Annotated in this window: 19 protein-coding genes and 3 pseudogenes; 1 reads left to right on the forward strand and 21 read right to left on the reverse strand. The window is 42.4% G+C overall.

Features of this window, described 5'->3' with window-relative positions:
• Positions 1 to 146 precede the first annotated feature (146 nt).
• The 9 genes and pseudogenes from cpsG to AACL30_RS05900 all read right to left on the reverse strand — a co-directional run bounded on the left by cpsG (position 147) and on the right by AACL30_RS05900 (position 8,384).
• Positions 147 to 1,517 carry a phosphomannomutase CpsG gene (gene cpsG, locus AACL30_RS05860; protein WP_339058026.1) on the reverse strand — a complete coding sequence of 457 codons (1,371 nt, stop codon included), beginning with the start codon at positions 1,515 to 1,517 and terminating at the stop codon, positions 147 to 149.
• Positions 1,518 to 1,533: 16 nt separating this feature from the next.
• Positions 1,534 to 2,457 (reverse strand): Rpn family recombination-promoting nuclease/putative transposase, encoded by a 924-nt coding sequence (locus AACL30_RS05865; protein ID WP_339058027.1) that lies wholly within the window; start codon positions 2,455 to 2,457, stop codon positions 1,534 to 1,536.
• Between the two features lie 101 nt (positions 2,458 to 2,558).
• Complete coding sequence (locus AACL30_RS05870) at positions 2,559 to 3,095, reverse strand: HAD family hydrolase (RefSeq protein WP_339058028.1); 537 nt, start codon at positions 3,093 to 3,095, stop codon at positions 2,559 to 2,561.
• An 84-nt stretch (positions 3,096 to 3,179) separates the two neighbouring features.
• Positions 3,180 to 4,295: a glycosyltransferase family 4 protein gene (locus tag AACL30_RS05875; RefSeq protein WP_339058029.1), complete on the reverse strand. Its 1,116-nt coding sequence runs from the start codon at positions 4,293 to 4,295 to the stop codon at positions 3,180 to 3,182.
• Positions 4,292 to 5,476, reverse strand: coding sequence for a glycosyltransferase family 1 protein (locus AACL30_RS05880; RefSeq protein ID WP_339058030.1), 1,185 nt, complete (start codon positions 5,474 to 5,476; stop codon positions 4,292 to 4,294). The genes AACL30_RS05875 and AACL30_RS05880 overlap by 4 nt, the downstream gene beginning before the upstream one ends.
• Positions 5,449 to 6,348 carry a GDP-mannose 4,6-dehydratase gene (locus AACL30_RS05885; protein ID WP_339058031.1) on the reverse strand — a complete coding sequence of 300 codons (900 nt, stop codon included), beginning with the start codon at positions 6,346 to 6,348 and terminating at the stop codon, positions 5,449 to 5,451. Before AACL30_RS05885 ends, AACL30_RS05880 begins: the two co-directional genes overlap by 28 nt.
• A gap of 1 nt (position 6,349) precedes the next feature.
• Positions 6,350 to 7,411 (reverse strand): GDP-mannose 4,6-dehydratase, encoded by a 1,062-nt coding sequence (gmd, locus tag AACL30_RS05890; RefSeq protein ID WP_339058032.1) that lies wholly within the window; start codon positions 7,409 to 7,411, stop codon positions 6,350 to 6,352.
• Positions 7,412 to 7,473: 62 nt separating this feature from the next.
• A pseudogene (locus AACL30_RS05895) lies at positions 7,474 to 7,909 on the reverse strand (DUF29 domain-containing protein).
• A 43-nt stretch (positions 7,910 to 7,952) separates the two neighbouring features.
• Positions 7,953 to 8,384: pseudogene (locus tag AACL30_RS05900) on the reverse strand (DUF29 domain-containing protein).
• A gap of 107 nt (positions 8,385 to 8,491) precedes the next feature.
• Here AACL30_RS05900 and AACL30_RS05905 point away from each other — a divergent pair.
• On the forward strand, positions 8,492 to 8,641 hold the full coding sequence (locus tag AACL30_RS05905) for a hypothetical protein (RefSeq protein ID WP_339058033.1): 150 nt from the start codon (positions 8,492 to 8,494) through the stop codon (positions 8,639 to 8,641).
• A gap of 40 nt (positions 8,642 to 8,681) precedes the next feature.
• Here the strand turns inward: AACL30_RS05905 and AACL30_RS05910 are convergent, their stop codons facing one another.
• From AACL30_RS05910 to AACL30_RS05960, 12 genes and pseudogenes are all read right to left on the reverse strand, one after another.
• Positions 8,682 to 10,976 carry a DUF7024 domain-containing protein gene (locus tag AACL30_RS05910; protein WP_339058034.1) on the reverse strand — a complete coding sequence of 765 codons (2,295 nt, stop codon included), beginning with the start codon at positions 10,974 to 10,976 and terminating at the stop codon, positions 8,682 to 8,684.
• Positions 10,977 to 11,023: 47 nt separating this feature from the next.
• On the reverse strand, positions 11,024 to 11,953 hold the full coding sequence (locus tag AACL30_RS05915; protein ID WP_339058035.1) for a glycosyltransferase family 2 protein: 930 nt from the start codon (positions 11,951 to 11,953) through the stop codon (positions 11,024 to 11,026).
• Positions 11,946 to 12,353, reverse strand: a complete 408-nt coding sequence (locus tag AACL30_RS16430; RefSeq protein WP_422389577.1) for a GtrA family protein — start codon at positions 12,351 to 12,353, stop codon at positions 11,946 to 11,948. The genes AACL30_RS05915 and AACL30_RS16430 overlap by 8 nt, the downstream gene beginning before the upstream one ends.
• A gap of 5 nt (positions 12,354 to 12,358) precedes the next feature.
• Positions 12,359 to 13,270, reverse strand: coding sequence for a transketolase family protein (locus tag AACL30_RS05920; protein WP_339058036.1), 912 nt, complete (start codon positions 13,268 to 13,270; stop codon positions 12,359 to 12,361).
• Complete coding sequence (locus tag AACL30_RS05925; RefSeq protein ID WP_339058037.1) at positions 13,270 to 14,082, reverse strand: transketolase; 813 nt, start codon at positions 14,080 to 14,082, stop codon at positions 13,270 to 13,272. Before AACL30_RS05925 ends, AACL30_RS05920 begins: the two co-directional genes overlap by 1 nt.
• On the reverse strand, positions 14,079 to 15,152 hold the full coding sequence (locus tag AACL30_RS05930; protein WP_339058038.1) for an NAD(P)-dependent oxidoreductase: 1,074 nt from the start codon (positions 15,150 to 15,152) through the stop codon (positions 14,079 to 14,081). The genes AACL30_RS05925 and AACL30_RS05930 overlap by 4 nt, the downstream gene beginning before the upstream one ends.
• 166 nt (positions 15,153 to 15,318) lie before the next feature.
• Positions 15,319 to 16,092 (reverse strand): TylF/MycF/NovP-related O-methyltransferase, encoded by a 774-nt coding sequence (locus AACL30_RS05935; RefSeq protein ID WP_339058039.1) that lies wholly within the window; start codon positions 16,090 to 16,092, stop codon positions 15,319 to 15,321.
• Between the two features lie 98 nt (positions 16,093 to 16,190).
• A pseudogene (gene rfbH, locus AACL30_RS05940) lies at positions 16,191 to 17,495 on the reverse strand (lipopolysaccharide biosynthesis protein RfbH).
• Entirely contained in the window at positions 17,492 to 18,589 is a 1,098-nt protein-coding gene (gene rfbG, locus AACL30_RS05945; protein WP_339058400.1) for a CDP-glucose 4,6-dehydratase, read from the reverse strand. Before rfbG ends, rfbH begins: the two are co-directional and overlap by 4 nt.
• Before the next feature lie 3 nt (positions 18,590 to 18,592).
• Complete coding sequence (gene rfbF, locus AACL30_RS05950) at positions 18,593 to 19,366, reverse strand: glucose-1-phosphate cytidylyltransferase (protein ID WP_339058040.1); 774 nt, start codon at positions 19,364 to 19,366, stop codon at positions 18,593 to 18,595.
• A gap of 109 nt (positions 19,367 to 19,475) precedes the next feature.
• The gene (locus AACL30_RS05955; RefSeq protein WP_339058041.1) at positions 19,476 to 19,634 is read right to left on the reverse strand and encodes a hypothetical protein; all 159 of its coding nucleotides are present in this window, start codon (positions 19,632 to 19,634) and stop codon (positions 19,476 to 19,478) included.
• 61 nt (positions 19,635 to 19,695) lie between these two features.
• Complete coding sequence (locus AACL30_RS05960) at positions 19,696 to 20,712, reverse strand: class II aldolase/adducin family protein (protein ID WP_339058042.1); 1,017 nt, start codon at positions 20,710 to 20,712, stop codon at positions 19,696 to 19,698.

A 20,712-nucleotide genomic window follows, 5' to 3' on the forward strand; every position in this document is an offset into this window, starting at 1 on the left:
CTAATTTTAAAGAAATAGACTCAAATACCCCCTGAACATTGTAGAGGATAACCGCGTTTTTTCACCTATTTTTTCTAAAAAAATAGCGCCCAAGGCGCTTAATTTCATCATCGTTTATATTATCTAGGTGGGTACGAAGAAATCTATTATCGCCTCAGCAAGTTTAATATTTCATTGGTTTTTTTATCTAAAAGTATCTTATTGGCTCGAGATTCTACATTAAGCCGTACCACTGGCTCGGTATTCGAACTGCGTAAATTAAAACGCCAATCGGCAAAGGCCAAACTGATGCCATCGGTTTCATCAACGCAAATCGCCTCAGGTTGATAAGTTGCGCGCACCCGCTCGATGGCTTCAGTGGGATTATCTAATTTAGAATTAATTTCGCCGGAGGCTGGATAAGCCGCCATACGATCCTGCACCATTTGTTCGAGGGTTTTATTTTTTACACACAACAACTCTGCTACTAATAACCAAGGGATCATCCCTGAATCACAATAAGCAAAATCACGAAAATAGTGATGTGCACTCATCTCACCGCCATAGATGGCATCCTCTTCACGCATTCGCTGCTTAATAAAGGCATGACCGGTTTTACATATCACCGCTTGCCCTCCGGCGGCTTGAACGACATCGATGGTATTCCAACTAAGACGAGGATCATGAATAATTTTCGCCCCTGGTTTTTTCTGTAAAAAAGCCTCTGCTAATAAACCAACAATATAGTACCCTTCGATAAACTGACCTTTATGATCAAACAAAAAGCAGCGATCGAAATCGCCATCAAACGCGATCCCCATATCCGCGCCATAAGCTAATACGGCATCACGGGTTGCTTGTCGACATTCGGGTAATAATGGATTGGGGATCCCATTAGGAAAGGTGCCATCAGCCTGATGATGCACTTTAATCAGGCTAATCGGCATTTTTAGTTGCTGAAAGCGCTTTTCCAACGCATCGATAACATGCCCCGCAGCGCCATTACCACTGTTAATCACCAGTTTTAACGGTTTAAAGTGAGTCGGGGTGATATAGCCCATCAAATGATCGATATAAGCATCAAGAACAGAAATTTGCTGATAGCTGCCTCTTGCTGCGGGATCGACGGCTGAAAATTGATTTAATTCTGCCAAGCGTTGAATGGCTAACAAGCCGGTATCGCTACTAATAGGGCGAGCGCCTGCGCCTACCAATTTCATGCCATTATAATCGATTGGATTATGGCTAGCTGTCACTTCAATGCCACCGTCAAGAGCAAGATGAAAGGTAGCAAAATACACTTCTTCGGTACCGGCCAGGCCAATATCCAACACATCAGTGCCCGCGTCCTGTAAACCCCGACTCAAAGCTAATTTAAGACTTTCACTGGTCAGGCGAACATCACCCCCCACCACCACTTTTTTGGGTTTAACCGATTCCGCATAAGCACGGCCAATGCGGTAGGCGATATCTTCATTTAATTCATCACCTAATCGCCCACGAATATCATAGGCTTTAAAACAAGATAATTGAGTCATAGTTTCACTTTTGTAATTACAAAGGGGGCAACATATCGAGTTCTTCGTCAGAAAGTCCTGTCGACGCTTTAACCATTTTCCGCTCTATTCCGTTGGCAAAAAGCTGCTGGGCAATTTTCAATGTGGCTTGTTTTTTTCCCTGTTGTAAGCCTTGTTGTAAGCCTTGTTGTAAGCCTTGTTGTAAGCCTTGTTGCATTCCCTTTTCTATACCTGTTTCTGTTGCATAGCTAAGTACCGCGGCGTTATCACGTACGCGTTTTAGCTCTCGTTCATAACGCATCAACTCTTCTTCTGTCCAATAAAACTGATCTAACGCATCATAAGCTTTTTTTATGACGGTATCTTGACCGATCAACTTCTCCAGCGCTTCTGGGCCTGTCTCTGCCGCATGCTTAAAAAAGTAACACCATTTTTCGATAATGGACTCAAGCTGATCTGGACTATCTTTAGTAAACTTAGGTAGTTCAATAAAGGTAAAAGAAAAATCTTTTAAATCATGTGCTCCGTTATCGCGGTCGAGAATCACATGATCTGATTTATAATGTGTTTTATCAGGGAACAGCACACAATTGGCGATGGCAATAAAAATAATTTCTTTCAGGTCTCTGTAATCATCTCCTTGATTGGCCTGCTGAGAATAGGCTTTGGCGGCATAATATTGCGCCCGTTTCTCAAACCCTTTGCTTTGTGCGACCTGCATTTCGATAATATACTTTGTACCTTCACTGTCTTGGCACAACACATCCACGATGCTTTGCTTTTTATAAGCAATCTCCGGATCCTGTATCGGACTCAAAAAACGCACAGATTGTATCTGTTTGCTACCGCTAAACTCGAGAATATCATTTAAAAAATGGATAAGAATGTCTTGGTTTTTCTCCGTACCAAAGATCTTCTTAAAAGCAACATCATTTTTGGGGTCAAGAAATTTGCTAAACATAGTGGAATCCTTTCTTAAAAAAATGGATTTCATTCTATCAAAATTGCTGAGAAAAGTGTAATCATGTGATGGATGCCCTTCTTTAGCAACTAGCGAAATAGCTACAGCTGAGCCATTGCCGCTGCGAGATTTTTTATCTTGATCGCGCCGTAAGAAGTGGCTTCTTCATGATCAGAACCCAATAAAAACAGCTTGCCCACTCCGGCTGCGCTTCCTGCTTGAATATCAGAAATGTTGTCACCGATTAACATCGAGTTGGCTAGATCAATAGAAAATTTCTTAGCCGCCTCCAGTATCATGCCTGGAGCGGGCTTTCTGAAAGGGCTCTGTTGTTTATACTGCCCAATGCCTTGTTCGGCATGATAAGGGCAAAAATAAACCGCATCAACCGATCCCCCCTGTATCACAAACTGCTCACCCACCCACTTCATCAAGCGATGAAAATCGGCTTCAGTGTAATAACCCCGCCCAATCCCCGCTTGATTAGTCACCACAATCACTAAATAACCCGCTTGTTTTGCTGCCGCGACCAGCGTAAAAATACCCTCAACAAAATGAAAATTCTCCTGCTGCCAGACATAACCATAGTCCACATTAATCACCCCATCACGATCAAGAAATAAAGCCGGTTTGTGCATAAATTTAACTTTCCGAAAATTGAGGGTTTATTGGAAAAAATAGAGGGTAGAGTAGATTGTGTTTTAATTCATTTTATGAATGTATTAAGGTTTATTCGCCAAATTATCATATAAATCTACATATGACCGAACCATCTTATCAGCGGTAAAATTTTGCCGATAGCGCGCTTCAGCCTGCTGCCCCATTTTTGCCGCGATTTCAGGGTTCTCCCACAAGTAACAGATCGCTTGCTTGAGTGCTATGGGATTGCTGGGAGGGATCACTAATCCGGTAACATTAGCAATATTAATGAAGCTGGTACCGGTGCCAATTTCGCAAGAAATCATCGGTTTACCGTACATAGCGCCTTCCAGTAGAGAAATGCCAAAAGCTTCGGAACGTAGATGTGAAGGGAAAAGTACGCCGTAACATAGGCTAAGCAGTGCGATTTTATCTTCATCAGGCAAATTGCCTTGAAAGTAAACATGGTTTAAGCCAAACCTTGTAGCCTGTTTTTTCAGCGCCTGCTCAATGGAGCCGGAGCCGACAATCACGATCGGATAATTGAGCCCCTGTGCGGCCTCCAAAAGAATATGTAATCCTTTGTAATAACGCAGTACTCCGACAAACAAGAAAAATTTTGCCCCGATTTTTTCGCGCCAGTATTGTAGTTTATGCGCCATTGGCGGCGGATAGGTGGCCTTGTCCAAACCAATGGGAATGACGCTAACCTTGTTTGATAATGGCTGCAACACTTCACTGGTAGTGAGGTAATTCGGTGACGTGGCGACAATGTGATCGACACTGGCTAAAAATCGTCTCTGCAGGGGGCGATAAAGTTTAAGCAGATACTGTTGTCGGATGATGTCCGAATGATAGGTCACTACCGTTGGTTTTTTCACTTGAGTGACAAAGTGAACGACATCCATCAATGGCCATGGGAAGTGATAATGAACGATATCGGCCTGTTTAACCAACTGTGAAAAAAGCGAAAAGACCGAGGTAGAAAAACGGGTTGAAGCCAGTTGAAAATTCAGCTTGGCTTGGTGTACTAAATAACCGTCTATCTCTATTGCTGTTGTTGCAGGATCGGAGCTTAAAGAAAGTACATTGGTTTTTATGCCCAGCTGACTACTTCCTTTGGCAATCTGATGGATACATTGTTCAATGCCTCCCATATCATTGGGAAAAGAGGCCTGATAAAAATGGAGAACTTTCATAAAATTATTGAATAAGCGAGTTTATACGCATTAAGCGTTGCCGCTGCTGTTTTATCCCAGGAGAAATGACTGGCTTGCTCCAAACCACGCGTTTTCGCCTTTGCACACCAGCTATCATCTTCTAAAGCCTGGATAAGCACATTATATAGCGTATCGACATCGTCGGGAGGAACCAGCGCCCCCGCACTGCCCGCTACTTCAGGTAAAGAAGCCGCATTTGAACAAATAACCGGGATCCCCGAAGCCATCGCCTCTAATACTGGTAAACCGAACCCCTCGTAGCGTGACGGATAGAGAAATACCCGTGCTCCGGCATAAAGTGACGGCAGTAAAGCCTCGTCAACAAAGTTAAGATAGCGCGCCCAGCCAGCTCGCTCACCGGCGCTTAAACGAGCACGTGTTTTTTCACTATTCCATCCTTCAAAGCCAACGACAATTAAAGGAATACGTTGCCTTAACGCATTAGGGATCTTTTCATATACATCAAGTAATAGGTCTATATTTTTACGTGGGTCTAGGGTGCCGACGAACAGTGAATAGGAGGCAAAATTCAATCCAAAGCGCAATAAAACCGGTGCTATTGTCGTGACCGGCCTAGGGTAATAATCAGCTGACACCGCCAGTGGTGTCACCAGAATGCGATCTAATGGCCAACTGAAATAGGCGGCAATTTCACGCCGGGTAAACTCAGAATCGGTCAATATCAGTTGCGCACGTTTTAATGCTACCTGTATCTCTTTTTGCATGTGCCGTACCCGGGCTGCAGGATGACATTGCGGCCACGAAAAGACAGACAAATCGTGGAAAGTCGTCACACAAGGACCTCGGTGAACGGGTAGATAATAATTCGGGCCGTGAAACAGATAATCATTAAAACGACGTAATGAACGCGCTTGTAAGATGGTCGTGACATGGTGATATGACTTGGTTAATAGGCGGATGTTACTTGCCAGGCGCCTTAAACCGACAGCGGTACGTTCTCTCTGTCCGGTTTTTGGGCGAGAAGGTAATGCGCTATTGACTCCGCCGGTGACGCTAAAATAAAACAGGCTCTCGACATCAGACGCTGTGGATAAGCGACGTGCTAATTCGTAAGCGTAGCGCCCGATCCCGGTTAATGGATAGCGAATAGCATCGGTACCAAATAATATTTTCACGGCAACGGGGAATGATACATCCATTCCAGTGTGTCATGAAGAGGAGGCATATTCCATGAACCAATAATACTACGTAGTAATTCGGCAGAGCCCAGTAATGAGCGCACTTCATTTTTTCGCACAAAAGTGGGATTGACTTTCACCTGTATAGCATAACCCGCCATCTTACCTACCCTTTCCACTACCTCTTGTAACGAGTGACTTTTGCCAGAACAAATATTAATCACTTTTCCGATTGGACGTACTTCTACCAGTCGCCGATAGGCATTCGCTACCGCCCTAACATCACTGAAATCACGAAAAACATCACAGTTACCTAATTCAATGGTTGATGCTTTCCGTTGAAAATGACCGATGATTTTGGGCAACAAAAAAGCTTCCGATTGACCCACACCGGTATAATTAAAAGGGCGTGTAATGATGATGGGTAATCGGTCAAACCACAAACGCGCCATATTTTCCATAGCCAATTTGCTGACCGCATAATCGTTGGCAGGATTGGGCAGAGTAGATTCATCTAGCACACCCTGTTTAGTATTACCGTAAATATTGGCGCTACTGGCCAGTAATACACAGCCCACTTTTGGCGCTTCGGTTGCGATAGCATCGAGTAAATTGTGTGTACCTAATGTATTCACTTGATAAAATGCATCCACATCAGCCTTTCCGACAAAGGCTACCCCTGCGAGATGCAATACAACATCAGGTTGACATGCCGCCACCACCCTATGTAACGCACTACGGTCAGTTAAATTTACCTGAGTATAGCGCGGCAAACAGGATGATCGCTCACCAATGCCATAAACCTCAAATCCTGCAGCTACCAATTCCGCTTCAACATAACGCCCAGTAAATCCCGTTAACCCGGTCACTAAAGCACGTTTATTCGTTGCCATATCAGAAAGACACTCCGTTATGATGACGGCGTAAATCGGCTTCCACCATCATTTTACATAATTGCTCCAGCGTAGTTTTAGCTTCCCATCCGAGGTTGCTTTTGGCTTTAGTGGCATCGCCTATCAGCAGATCCACTTCTGCCGGTCGATAAAAAGCGGGGTCGATGCGCATAACGGTTTGGCCAACCTGTAGCTTGGTCTTATCGCAATTCGAAGACGTTACTACGGCGGTTTCATTTTCTGCTGTGCCGGTAAATTCAATAGTAATGCCTGCTGCTTGAAAAGCCATACGTACAAAATCACGGACGCTTTCACTACGATGTGTCGCTAATACGAAGGTGTCTGGCTTATCCACTTGCAGCATACACCACATGCCTTCTACATATTCTTTGGCATAACCCCAATCACGTTTTGCATCGATGTTTCCCAGTGACAGGCAATCGAGTTGCCCCAAGGCGATCTTGGCTACCGAATCGGTGATTTTACGGGTCACAAACTCGCGTCCACGCAGCGGACTTTCATGATTAAATAAAATGCCACTAGCGCCAAAAATACCATAACTCTCACGGTAATTTACCGTCATCCAATGCGCATATAATTTTGCTACGCCGTAAGGGCTGCGCGGATAAAATGGGGTCTCTTCTACCTGTGGAATAGCCTGTACTTTGCCAAACATTTCTGAAGTAGAGGCCTGGTAGAAACGAATTTTGGGGTTGACAAGGCGGATAGCCTCTAACAAGTGTAGTGCGCCAACTCCCGTGATCTGTGCCGTCGTACTGGGTTGCTCAAAGCTCACGCCGACAAAACTTTGCGCCGCTAAATTGTAGATTTCATCGGGTTTTGCCTTCTGCAGTAAGGCGATAGTGCAGCCCAAGTCAGTCAAATCATATTCGACCAAATGCAGGTTTTCATTATTCTGAATGCCCAGCTCCTCAATTCGCCAAAAATTGACCGAACTGGTACGACGATAGGTACCGTATACCCGATAACCTTTACTGAGGAGTAGTTCAGCCAGATAAGCCCCATCCTGGCCAGTGATCCCGGTGATAATTGCAGTTTTCATGGTAATAAAATAGACCCGTTAAATTAAAGAAAAAAGCCAGGCAGCTGGCGTTCGTAGCACCATCATTCCGGAAAAAATGTATTATCCATTATCTGTTCGAATGTCCAAGGGCATTTATCAGGAAAAATACTTTCGGTGATTCCTGTTTCTTTTGCGGCAGAAAGTCTTGCATACTCGTATACTGTGGCTAGGCGCTCTTCTTTTTTGTTTTTCAGACTTGGATTTTCATTCAAGCAGTCGACAAATTTTTTACGTTGTTCTTTAATCGTAATAAGCAGCCAGCTTTTGCCTCTTCGGCTGTCCTGATATTTCCATTTCAGGAGATGAGCAAGTAGCTTTTCAAGTCTAGATTCAAGCTCTCTGCGTTCACTTCGACCCATTGCTTCTATCTTCCTCCAGCAAATTTTCTGCATCTAACTCATTGAAACGTCGGCTACGGAGTAAATTTGCCTGTTCTTGACTCCAGCGGTAAAAATCATCGTCATAAAGCGTGGTCATAACTTCCTCCGTTTTTTGTTGGGTGCATACCTGTAGTGACTAACTATTCTGGAAAAAATTCGTTATTTATCGTTTGATCAAAGCTCCAGGGACAGTGTTTGGGAAAAATCTCTTCGTTCAGACCGGTTTCCCTAGCAGCGGATAGAATGGCGTCTCCATAAGCATCTGTCATTAATGTATTGAGTTCGTTTTGTAAGCTGGGGCTTTTTGCCAGCCGGCGTACCATTTTTCGGCGCTGTTCTACAATAGTGAGTCGACAGCTTCTCCCGTGGTGTGAGGGTTGAAATAGCCATTTTAGCAAATGGATAAACAACACTTCGAGTCGTGATTCCAATTCATTCCTCTGGCTATTGCCCATGCCCTCTATCTCCTGCAAGAGGTTTTGCGTATCTAACTAGTTTAGGTGACCAGAACGGAGCAAATCAGCTTGTTCTTGTGTCCAACCGTAAAAATTATTGTGGTAATGGGCAGTCATATTTTCTCCATTATTTTATTTACTGTAAGACGGCGAGAGCATCAACTTACTGTTGTTTTTAATGCGTTGCTAATTGCATCCATAAGAAAACCATATACCCTTCTCCTTTGAAGTTGCCGCTAGGCGGCAAGGGTATGAGACCGATGAGCGTAGATAGACTACGTGATTCGGCGAACCCCCGCAGCCAACAACGCAGTGGCTTCAAAGGCGAGGGGTATAGTGTCATCCGTTTTCAGTACTGCCCAGCAGCACCCTAATATTAGAACACTGCAATATTATCCACATGCTCTCCACCGATTACACTGCTTCAATACGCAAATTTATAAAGCCGATACCTAATAATCGGGCATCCGAGTTAATCCCTAGTTGCTGAGGTGAAGTAGGATTAGGGGGCACAAATTCGATAAAATCTACTGATTTTTGTAACAAGTCGAAGGGGATGCGTAATTGGTTAACGTCATTCAACATTTTAATCTTCTGTTCTTGCTCTCCAATTTTTATAACAAGATCATGATCTACATTTGGGCCAAAGGGGCGAGCCGTCAAAACCAATGTGAATTTTTGTGGTAAGGGGGAAAAAAAATCTAGCCTGACTTTTGAAGCCACTTTTGCGTCTGACCAGCGACCCCAAGGCTCATATCCAGATAATCCCTTTACATCACGAATAAACTCCGGCCAGCTAGAACGAGTGAAATCTATACCGTCAATAAGGTTAGCAGGGTAACGTGGCCCAAGTTTATCGGCCACATAGCCTGCTTTCTGCATAATTTGGGTGCTAGTCAAAGTACTAAAATCGAGCTGGGATGGAGAATCAATGCGAAAAAAAACAACCTTATCATCCGCCCGTTTTAATTGAGGAGGTTTACCTAATAGCACTGAGAGTCTTTCGATTAAAACTTTTGCGTTATCTTCAAAACCACGTTTATCGATGTAGATCCCAGCGAACCCTAGACGTTTAATCACATCAAGTTGCTTTTCAATCGGTTCCTGCGCCAGCGCGCGATAGAACAGATCACCTTCACGCCCCTTCATACCTGCATAATTCCAACGCAATGAGCGTGAATGAACAAAACCAGACATTAAATCATAGGTATGCAATCGATGTTGTGGCGCTGTTTCAGGAAAACGCATATAAGGGAGCTGATAGATTGCACTATTTACAGGAACACTACTTTCAATTTGATTGATAAAATCTCTGTCGAGTTTAAATAGGTGCTTAACGTGTTCGTTGCTCACTCCATTTGGTTTGGTCTGGTCATATAAACCTAAGCAAACAATAAGAATAGATGGAATAGCAAGGATAATAGTAGGATTTTTAGGCGAAAAATAGCGATGAATAACCAATTGCATACCGAGAAAGAATGCCGAAATTGCTCCGAATGCAATAAATACACTTATTCGATTCCATCCACGAATCATGGGTGATACGGTTACAGCAAATAAGGATCCCAATCCACCTATGGTACCAAATAAAAAGAGAACCAAGACCACCAATGCTAGAAATGCAAGCCGCTCGTCGATTTTCATCCCTGCTAGTCTGACAAGAATGAGTAAACCTAATAGAAAGAAACCAGCACTACCTACTACACCGAGTGAAGAGAAACTATTTTCATTGATTAGGGGGAAATGGGTATTATATTTATCTGTTATATGCCGCAACGTTTCATTTCTATGATCAGGTCTTGGCAATATTAACTGCATTAGCTTAAAACCATAAACTTCAGACTCCATAGGTGACCTGATAGCCACCTCTAAGTTTGCGCCATTGAGCTTTTTATGAATCAAATTGGATCCAATATTTAACAATACCCCGAAAATAATAATAGAAATGAGGGATAATGCTGGCAGCATAGTATAAGCATTTCTATTTTTTGCCCAAGCGGCCATAGCTGATACGACAAGAACGATCACACCGAAAAATGCATAGTAGACACCAAACGAAGCAAGGATGATGAAGCCAAGAAATATTCCCGAAAATAAAATAGGTGAACGCCATGACAAAAACTGATTAGCTTGGTTGATAAAAATGTGGTACCCCGCGTAGAAGAAAATCGGGATAGCGAAATACCAGGTATAAAATAAATGGCCAATTCTCAGAAAATGAAAAGGAAGGAATACAAAAAGCAGTGCAGCACTCGCAGCATACATTTTTGATAGACTAAAAGTTCGTAACACACAGAACGATGAAATAAAGGTGACCGGAAAACTCAATAAAAAACAGAGAGTCAAGGCAGAATAGTAATTACCACTCAGCAAACCAAACAATTTTATAATGATATAACTACCAGAGTCCGAACCGGGATAATCCAGAAAATTTGAACCAAAGGGGTAACCACTGCGCGGATTATCAAAAATCCATCCCTCAATAACCCTTTGTGCTTGCCAGGCAAGAAACAAGTTATCCCCAGTGTAACCCAAGGGAGCACTCAAGTTTGGTAGCAAGCCCATAGGCCAACCTGAAAGTAAAATGCTAGCGAATAACCAGGAGAATATTGCTCCCAGAATCCACCATCGCCATTCGGTCAGAAAAGTCTTCATTAATGGCTGAAGTGGGGTAGAATCTGTTTTTTTTTCTGTTATCTCAATTGTCATTATGTTTATCCATTTTCTTGATTACCGTTTGATATTGATGATAAATATCAAAAATTTATCCTTTCTAGTTCAATAACTAGAGGCACATTACGCACTTGCGTTTGAATGGAGCCGATATACTCTCCGAGTAAACCCAAAAAAAGCATTTGTAAACCACCCAAAAAGAACATTCCGACAAGAAGTGGCGCTGTACCCATGGAAAAGGCATCCCAAAACAACAATTTTTGTATTAAATAGATTAATGAAATAACAAAACTAACGGTAGCTATGCCAAATCCGCCGAAAACCATCATGCGCAGTGGCACTTTGGAATGTTTCGTGATCCCCAGCATGGCAAGATCATAAAGTGAATAAAAATTAGTGCTGGTTACGCCACGAGTCCGCCGAGGCTGTTTAAAGGGAATTGTAGCGATAGGGAAACCAATCTCACAAACCAAACCACGAAAATAAGGGTAGGGATCCTTGATATTGCGCATGATATCAATCAATTCCCGATCAAATAAGCCTGCACCCGTGGCATTGGGTACTAGTGTCACTTCCGCAATATGAGTGATCATTTTGTAATACATGCGGCGTACAAAAAACATCCAGCGAGATTCTTCACTTTCTGGCTTCACTGCCATCACGGTTTTATATCCTTCTTCCCATTTTTTTACAAATTCCCTGATCATTTCGGGGGGATCTTGTAAATCCGCTGTAATAAGGATCGATGCATCTCCAGAAGACTGTAACAACCCGTAAAAAGGCGAACGAATAGAGCCAAAATTACGGGCGTTAACAATAATCTTTAAATGTGAATCGCTGGCCGCGAGTTCTTTGAGTATTGCCACTGTGCGATCAGTGGAATGATTGTCAATACATATGTGTTCATAATCATAAGGTAATGACGCCATCACCTCTTTCACCCGACTATAGAGTTCTGTAACATTTTCTTCTTCATTGTAGCAAGGAGTGATAATACTGATGCGTTTAGTCATGTTTGAAGACATATCGGCAATTTAACCTGTATGTTAATAATGAAATGGGGAAAACCATTAATAGAAAGCTTTGATAAGGATGAATGCCTATATGCTTAAGTATGGCCATACTCATGATATTGATGCAATAAACAAACAAATACACCAAGATAAAAGAAATAATCCTGGCGTTATCATTAGAATAAAAAACCAGTCTGCTCGTAGTGTAAAAATTAAATAGCGTCCCGAATACGGTTGCTCCAGCAAGCGCTAAGCTGTAATGCCATCCCAACCACAGCATAAACGCGAAAATAGCATAGCCAACAATTGTGTTTAAGCCACCTACTGCCAAAAAATTAAGCAGACGTATTTTACCTTTTAAGGCGGCCTTAATGGTTATTAAGAGGCGAGCAAACATCATTAAAATTAACGCATTAATCCGGCAAGAGTGAGGTTTGCAGTGCGCCGCAGGTGATCTTGACTACCGGAAGTCCATATAAATTGGTTAGGAATGCCGATACGTTGAACAGGGGGCATGTGATCAAGCTCACCCTTGGCATAAAGATCGCTAAAGGCTTCTATAATAGAGCTACCAAAGCCCCCATTCAATTGATGTTCTTCAACAGTAACGAAAGTATCAAAACATCCAGCAAGTTCGACAAGTTTTTCAGGTAAGTAGCCACCGACAAAAGGAACACTAAAGACTGCCCAATCAGTATCAAACTGTTTCAGTTCAGCCATAATAGATCCGAGGATTGCCCCAGTTGTCAGTACGGCAGTACCTTCTCCGGAACGCACGGTAATAAACATGCCTGGTGCTATCGTTAGCGGTTGTGTAGCATCATGGATACAGGCTTCACCCGTTTTATTGAGACGCACATACCCTGGACCTTGGTGAGTAACCATAAAATCGGCAGCCGCTATGGCTTCTAGCGGATCAGCGGGAGCACAAAGAGTCATATTGGGAATAGCGCGTAACATGGCTACATCTTCAGTGGCGTGATGAGAGACACCCAGAGCACCGTAGGCATAACCTGCTCCGACAGCAACAATTTTCACATTCGCTTGGTGATAACAGACGTCATAACGGATTTGCTCCATGCATCGCAAAGTAGGAAAATTGCCGATGGAGTAAGTGAATACATTATAACCCTCACGCGCTAGACCCACGGCCACTTGCGTCATATTTTGTTCTGCGATACCAACATTGAGATAGCGATCAGGAAAATTGTCGGCAAAAGGCTCGAGCACTGCATAACCGAGATCACCACAGAGTAGAAAAATATCTTCATGCAAGGCGGCGAGTTTGCATAGATGGTTAATGAAAGTGTTGCGCACTATATTGCCCCTAATTCAATGAGAGCCCTTTGGTAGTCGGCATCAGTTGGAGATTGATAATGCCAGGCAAGACAATTTTCCATAAAACTCACCCCTTTTCCTTTGATAGTATGTGCTATCACACATTTAGGCTTACTCTCCTGGTTTGCTTTCATTTTGTGTAATACTGTCTGCAAATCATCAAGCGAATGGCCATCCACTTCGCAAACATGCCAATTAAATGCGCTAAATTTTTCCGCCAGTGGCTCGAGATTCATCACTTCCGCTACAGAGCCAAAGCTTTGCAGCTTATTATAATCGACCACTACCACTAAATTATCTAACTTATTATGGGCGGCAAAGAGGATGGCTTCCCAGTTAGAGCCCTCATCAAGTTCTCCATCGCTTAGGATAGCAAATACAGAATAGTTATTCTGTTTGCGTTTTCCCGCTAGCGCAGAGCCACAGGCCACACCAAGAGCGTGGCCAAGGCTGCCAGTGGATAGCTCAACCCCGGGCAATTTGTGATTAACATGAGAGGTAAAGTAACTGCCATCTGCTGTAAAATCTTCAACTAGAGAAGACTCGGAGAAAAATTTGCGAATAGCTAAAGCTGCATACAAAGCAGTGCAAGCATGGCCTTTACTATAAAAAAGCCGATCACGCTGCGGATGCCGTGAATTTTCAGGGCTGACATTCAGTACTCCGCCATATAAAACCGCGAGAATATCTGCTACCGAAAAGGCTCCGCTGATATGTGAGGCACGTTTAAGAAAGCACAGCTTCAATACCAGTAATCGTATTTGCTGTGCATAGGTTGCAATATCCATCATTCATTTTCCCTAGATAAATGGGGGCGATACCATTCGAGCGTTCGACGTAATGCTTCATCCAGTGGAATGCTAATTTTCAAGTTGAGCTCATTTTTCGCTCGACTGATATCTGGAACATAGCGCTCAGGAGGCGTTTCTTGGCAAATTTTTCCTAATATTTTGATGTTTGGATCACTCACCCCGCTAATTCTTGCAATCATCAACGCAAGTTCTTTAATTGAAATTGCATGGTCAGAACCAACATTATAAGCCCGGCAGGCTTGACCACGGATTAGGATACCCAATAACCATATGACGAGGTCAGTGGCATACATATAAGAGCGCAGAGGGGTGCCATTTCCTTTTATTATAAAAGGCTCGTTATTTATGGCGTTAAGAATAAAATTACCTGCCGCAAATTGCTTATCCAACGCAAGGTAAGGACCTATTTGTGCAAAAACACGGGCAGATTTACACGCCATGCCTTCTGTGGAATAGGCACTACCGAGCCATTCAGTCACTATCTTCCCTATCCCATAAGCCGAGTTTAGTGAATCTAAATTTGGCCTTCCAAGGTATTCTTCGGAGATTAAATTTAAATGATGAGGTATGGAGCCATAAACTGCACCAGAACTAAGCAACAAGACGTTAGCTACACCTCTTTGTTTGCAGAAATCCAATACACGCTTCGTACCACATACGGTCACATCGAATGTATCAAGTGGTGTATTAACAACAATAACATCAGTCGCTGCGTGAATGGCGTGTGTAAATTCACCCTCTGGAAATTGAAAATCACGTACGTCCCCTGCAATAAATGTTATTGCGGAATCAGTACTTAAATGAGGATTTTTTGATAAAAATTTATCTGGATCACGACTTAATAGGGTAATAGTGATATTTAAATCCAAAAGCTGATTGGCGTAACAAATCGACTCCAGTAGCCATCGTCCAATATAGCCAGTGCCTCCTGTTATAAATAGACGAGCCGATTTTAATGCGAGCAGATCTGGTTTACAGTGATTAACAATATGCTTCAAATCAGTATCAGTAAATATTGTAAGCATCTCAGGAAGACCTATCATTTCCATAATGTAATTGCCTCCGGTAATTTTTTATTCCTAAACTAAAAAAGAACAGTTATTCTCTTTTTTGGTTACCAGTCAGATAATCCGGAGGCGAGAAAATACAATCTAAAGCGTTTGATGCATAAAAAGATCAGGGTTGTGGGAATACCGAAAACAAGATAATTATTAATTATTCAAACACAGCCCAAGCACAGGTTGGTTGATGGGGGAAGTGGTGTAAACGTAGATTGTTTAATCCTAAAACTTCTATAACAGCCTGCGTCTCTCCAGGAAATAACTTATAGTTTAATTCATCAAATACCAGCAAAGAACCTTTTGTTAAACGGGGTATGATTGCTTCAAGTACATCTTTTGTAGGCTTGTAAATATCCATATCCAGAATGGCCATCGCGATCACGGCGTGTGTATTTTCAGAAAGCCACTTCGAAGTTGTTAAAGATGCATCACCTTTTACTAGTTCAAATTTTTTCATATGAGAGAGGGGGCAATTTTTCTCATGCAATGAGAGTATGTCCTCTAAAATTTTTTCATAGTCAGCTTCTACTCTGAAATCACCGTCTAGATGCGTCGTTCCATCTTTACCACTGTCGACATTCACAAACCCCTCGAAGGTATCAAACCCCACGATTGTCCGGCAATGATTATAAGGTTCATAGATGCCACGGAGCGCAATCAGTTGTGATAATGTGGCTCCATAACGAACACCAAATTCACATATAACACCAGGTACCCCTATTATTTTTTTATATAAATTATCTAGATATAAAGAACGACTCAATGTTTGACGAGTAGTAGTCACAGGTGTATGTTGATTCCAGTTTTCTCCAAAATTTGGAAGGATATTTAAATGGTGTTTTAGTAGATTAGCCATAATTTGGCGCTCATCTTCTGTTCGTCCTATAGTTTCATAGTTTGCAGTTCTATAATAAATGTCTTTTTTCATGGTCACTCCATTTTAATTTTTCTAACTTTAGGATTTACAAAAAATAAACCCTATGCGTTTCTTCTGGGTAAAAATTTATAGAATCTATCCTTAATTAATTATCCAAAAAACTCTTCAAGTTTACTTACTACATAATCCAGATGCTCCTGAGTCAATCCGGGATAAATACCGATCCAGAAAGTTTGATTCATAATTCTGTCTGTATTGGTCAATTTACCAACAACACGATATTTAACATTATGGAAATAAGGCTGTCTGGTTAAATTACCAGCGAAAAGTAAACGAGTGCCTATTTTAGCGGCATCGAGAAATTTAATGAGCTCAATGCGCGTCACGCCACTGCTTTCTTTTAAGGTAATGGGGAAACCAAACCATGAGGGATCGGATTTTTCAGTTGCTTCCGGTAACTCAATAAAATCTGCTAATGGTTGCAGCGCCTGTTTTAAATAAGCAAAGTTCGCTTTACGCTTTGTCACAAATTCATCTAGACGTTCCAACTGCGCTAACCCACAGGCAGCCTGCATATCGGTAATTTTTAGGTTATAGCCCAGGTGGAAATAAGTATATTTATGATCATAGCCGAAGGGTAACGAGCCTAATTGCCAGCCAAAACGTTTTTTGCAGGTGTTATCGCAACCTGGTTCACAGTAGCAATCACGCCCCCAATCACGAAATGATTCGATAATAGTTTTTAATTTCGCCGATTTAGTGAAAACGGCACCTCCTTCTCCCATGGTGATGTGGTGAGCCGGATAGAAGCTTACTGTGCCAATGTCACCGAAGGTGCCCGCCATTTTGCCATTGTATGTTGAGCCTAACGCATCACAGCAATCTTCAATTAGCCATAAATGATATTTATCCGCTAGGCGGCGTACTTCATCTAAATTAAATAGATTGCCTAACGTGTGCGCAATCATAATGGCTTTGGTTTTATCGCTGACAGCGGCCTCAATTAGGCTAGCATTAATGTTATAGGTGGGGATGTCGACATCAACAAAAACAGGAATTAAGCCATTTTGAATAGTAGGGTTCACCGTTGTCGGGAAGCCAGCTGCTACCGTTATCACCTCATCCCCCGGTTTCAGCGCCCGTTCGCCTAATTTGGGTGATGTTAATGCTGTCAATGCCAACAAATTAGCGGAGGAACCCGAGGTGGTGGTTAACACATGACGCACACCCAAGTAATCACCCTATTTTTTTTCAAAAGCCGCATTAAAACGCCCCGTGGTTAACCAACCGTCTAACGAAGCCTCTACCATCAATTGCAACTCTTTAGCACCTATCACTTTACCGGAAGGCGGAACCACACTCTCGCCCGTTTTAAAGGGAGGAGGGGCTAGTGTGATGTCGGCGTACTGGGCAACCAATTCGCTAATCTGTTGCCGGAGGGTTTCTTGCTTCATAATATCCCGTTATCCAAATTTTTGGTGTTCATGTAATCATTAATTTCATTGATTGTGTAATGGCGCATCTTTTCACCTGATAACCAGGCTTGATGCCATTTCACAATATAGTCTAACGTTGTATCAAGACTCCAACGTGGCCACCATCCCAGTTGCATTTTTGCTTTTGAGCAGTCTAATTTAAGATAGTGTGCTTCATGGGGATGCTTGGTTTCATCTAATAATTGCCCGCCTGATCTTTCCCCCCAAAGCAGCTTGATTTTCTCCACAATATTTTGTACCGAAGTGGCATCAGATTCATTTGGGCCAAAATTCCAACTTTCTGCATATTTTCCCTCTGCATCATATAATTTTTCGGCTAATAATAAATAACCAGATAGAGGCTCTAATACATGCTGCCAAGGGCGAATGGCAGTGGGGTTGCGGATAACAAGCAGTTTAGATGCTGTAAAAGCCCGCAAAATATCAGGAACAATACGATCTAACGCCCAATCTCCCCCTCCAATCACATTGCCGGCACGGACTGTTGCGACCGCTGTGCCATGCTGTGCATATTTTGCTGGATTGAAAAAAGAGTTACGGTAAGACGCCGTGACTAATTCCGCACAGCCTTTACTATTGGAATAGGGATCATACCCGCCCATTGCCTCATGTTCACGATAGCCCCAAACCCATTCTTTGTTATCGTAACATTTGTCACTGGTGATATTGATTAGCGCTTTTACGCCACCTACTTGGCGCACAGCTTCCAGTATATAAACGGTACCCATCACATTGGTTGAATAGGTTTCAACAGGTTCACTATAAGATAAACGCACCAGAGGTTGAGCCGCCAGATGAAAAACAATTTCTGGTTTAAATGTGCTTATGGATTTTAACAGCTGTTGATCATCGCGAATATCGCCTATTTCGGAAGCCATACCTTCAGCAACATTGGCCACCTGAAATAAGTTCGGTTCAGTGGGTGGAGTGAGTGAATACCCTTTCACCTTTGCACCCATATGCTGTAGCCAAAGACTTAACCAACTCCCTTTAAATCCAGTATGTCCGGTAACAAAAACACGTTTATTTTGCCAAAAAATTTTATCCATTATTTGCTACTTCCATACTTTCCAAGGTGCCTGATTTTCTTCCCACAGCTGGTGCAGATAGTTTTTATCGCGCAAGGTATCCATTGGCTGCCAGAAACCGGTATGTTTATAAGCCATCAATTCTCCTTTTGAGGCCAACGTTATCAAGGGTTGCTGCTCCCAGATGGTTTGGTCATTATCGATTAAATCGATAACCTTTGGTGAAAGGACAAAATACCCGCCATTAATCATGCTGCCGTCACCTCTTGGTTTCTCTTCAAAACTGTGGACTTGCCCGTCCTTAATATTCAAGGCTCCAAAACGCGCCGGTGGGAACGCAGCAGTTAATGTGGCTTGTTTACCGTTTTTTTGATGAAAATTAATTAATTCAGTGATATTAATGTCGCTGACACCATCACCGTAGGTAAAACAAAATGCTTCATCATCTTTAATATAATCCTGTACACGTTTCAGTCGCCCCCCCGTCATAGAATTCTCGCCGGTATCAACTAGAGTTACCTTCCACGGATCTACCCGTTTTTGATGTACTTCCATTTTATTGTCACGCATACAGAAGGTAATATCTGACATGTGCATGAAATAATTAGCAAAATATTCCTTTATTAAGTAACCCTTATATCCACAACAGATAATGAAGTCATTAATGCCGTAAAAAGAGTAGAGCTTCATGATATGCCATAAAATAGGTTTACTACCAATTTCTACCATCGGTTTGGGTCTTATCACGGTTTCTTCACTCAACCGTGTTCCCAAGCCACCTGCAAGAATGACTGCTTTCATGTTACCCTCCATTATTTTTTCGCCGTTGTTATATATCAGCGCAATTTAAACTACCAAAATCCCAGCGAATTAGAAGAAATTATCAATGCTATTGTTGCTTTTGGATGTATCACATTAGGAATGGAGATGGCAATATCTTGACTTTCACTTTGGCTACTAAAAAATTAACCGTCATCACTCGCTGTGGATTGGCATCGTAAACGGCAAATTTTAGTACAGCAAAACATTGGCGTTTGCTACATTCTTTCGGTACCGACAGAGTTAACATAAAAAGAGACCGTTTTGCCACAGGTGTAATATATGTAGATAGCGTAATGATAACAGGAAGTTTATTGAATATTAACCTGCTTACGGTACTGTTCAGCGTCCCAATTTAGCAGTTCAGCAATTTGTAAACTTGATAAAATATAAAGGTATGAGTCAATCTCTTGCCTTTTTATCACATCATAGTAGCACCGTAGCTGTGCTTGTTTGGCGCGATTGAACGTGGGTTTGACATAAACCCCCCTGTTTTGAATAAAAACAAGCTCAGGGGAATGTTGCTCTTGCCGATTTTTAAACAGAAAATCGTCCAAGGTTTTATAGGTATAAGCCTGGGGCCCTAAAAAAACAACATGGTCTGGATATAAAGCCCAATACTTATCAAGACGGTTAAATAGTTCGGGATCACGTACCAGCTCGTGGACCTCAATGTCTTGAATAGGAATATAGTGATCTAATGCTTCGGGGGCTTCATTCTGTACGTTACTGAAAGTATTCCTCGGTATTGTGGTTAACTTTTGAATGATTATCGTCAGCATATCGTTTACTTCATCTATATGCTCTCCACCTACGACTACACCATGATTGCGTAAGAATATGAGCTTTAGCTGTGGATCCGCTGAGGTAGCCTGAAAAACCGCCTGAGCGAGTTCTTTTCCTGGCTTATAGTAGTCAATCAACACCCACGGAGGACAATTAGTGAGTAATCGGCACAATTCAGTCTCACAGTCATGGCGAATCAAATAAGCTAATATTTCAATAGCGTGCAAATGCACAACAATTTTTTGTGGCATTAAGGCATGCAGCAAGGTTTCGATAGAAGGCTTAAGAGGCGAATTATTTTGTAATGTTGGTGCCACATCAAAGTCGCCATTTTTTATGGCTTCACGAAGGTAGGGTAAATCCGCCGGTATAAAAATTTCTTTTTCAGATGCATCGGCAAGCCAAGCGCCAGAAGCTTTGACCCAGAGTGTCTCGCCGTCCTTCCACGAAACATTTCCCCCGGCGGCTTGGACGAGCAGAGGATCGGCTCCGATTCGGGCACAAAAATCGCTTATCTGTTCCACAATACCGTTGTTTGGCAT

It is taken from the genome of Candidatus Regiella endosymbiont of Tuberolachnus salignus, assembly GCF_964020115.1.
GTDB lineage: Bacteria > Pseudomonadota > Gammaproteobacteria > Enterobacterales > Enterobacteriaceae > Regiella > Regiella insecticola.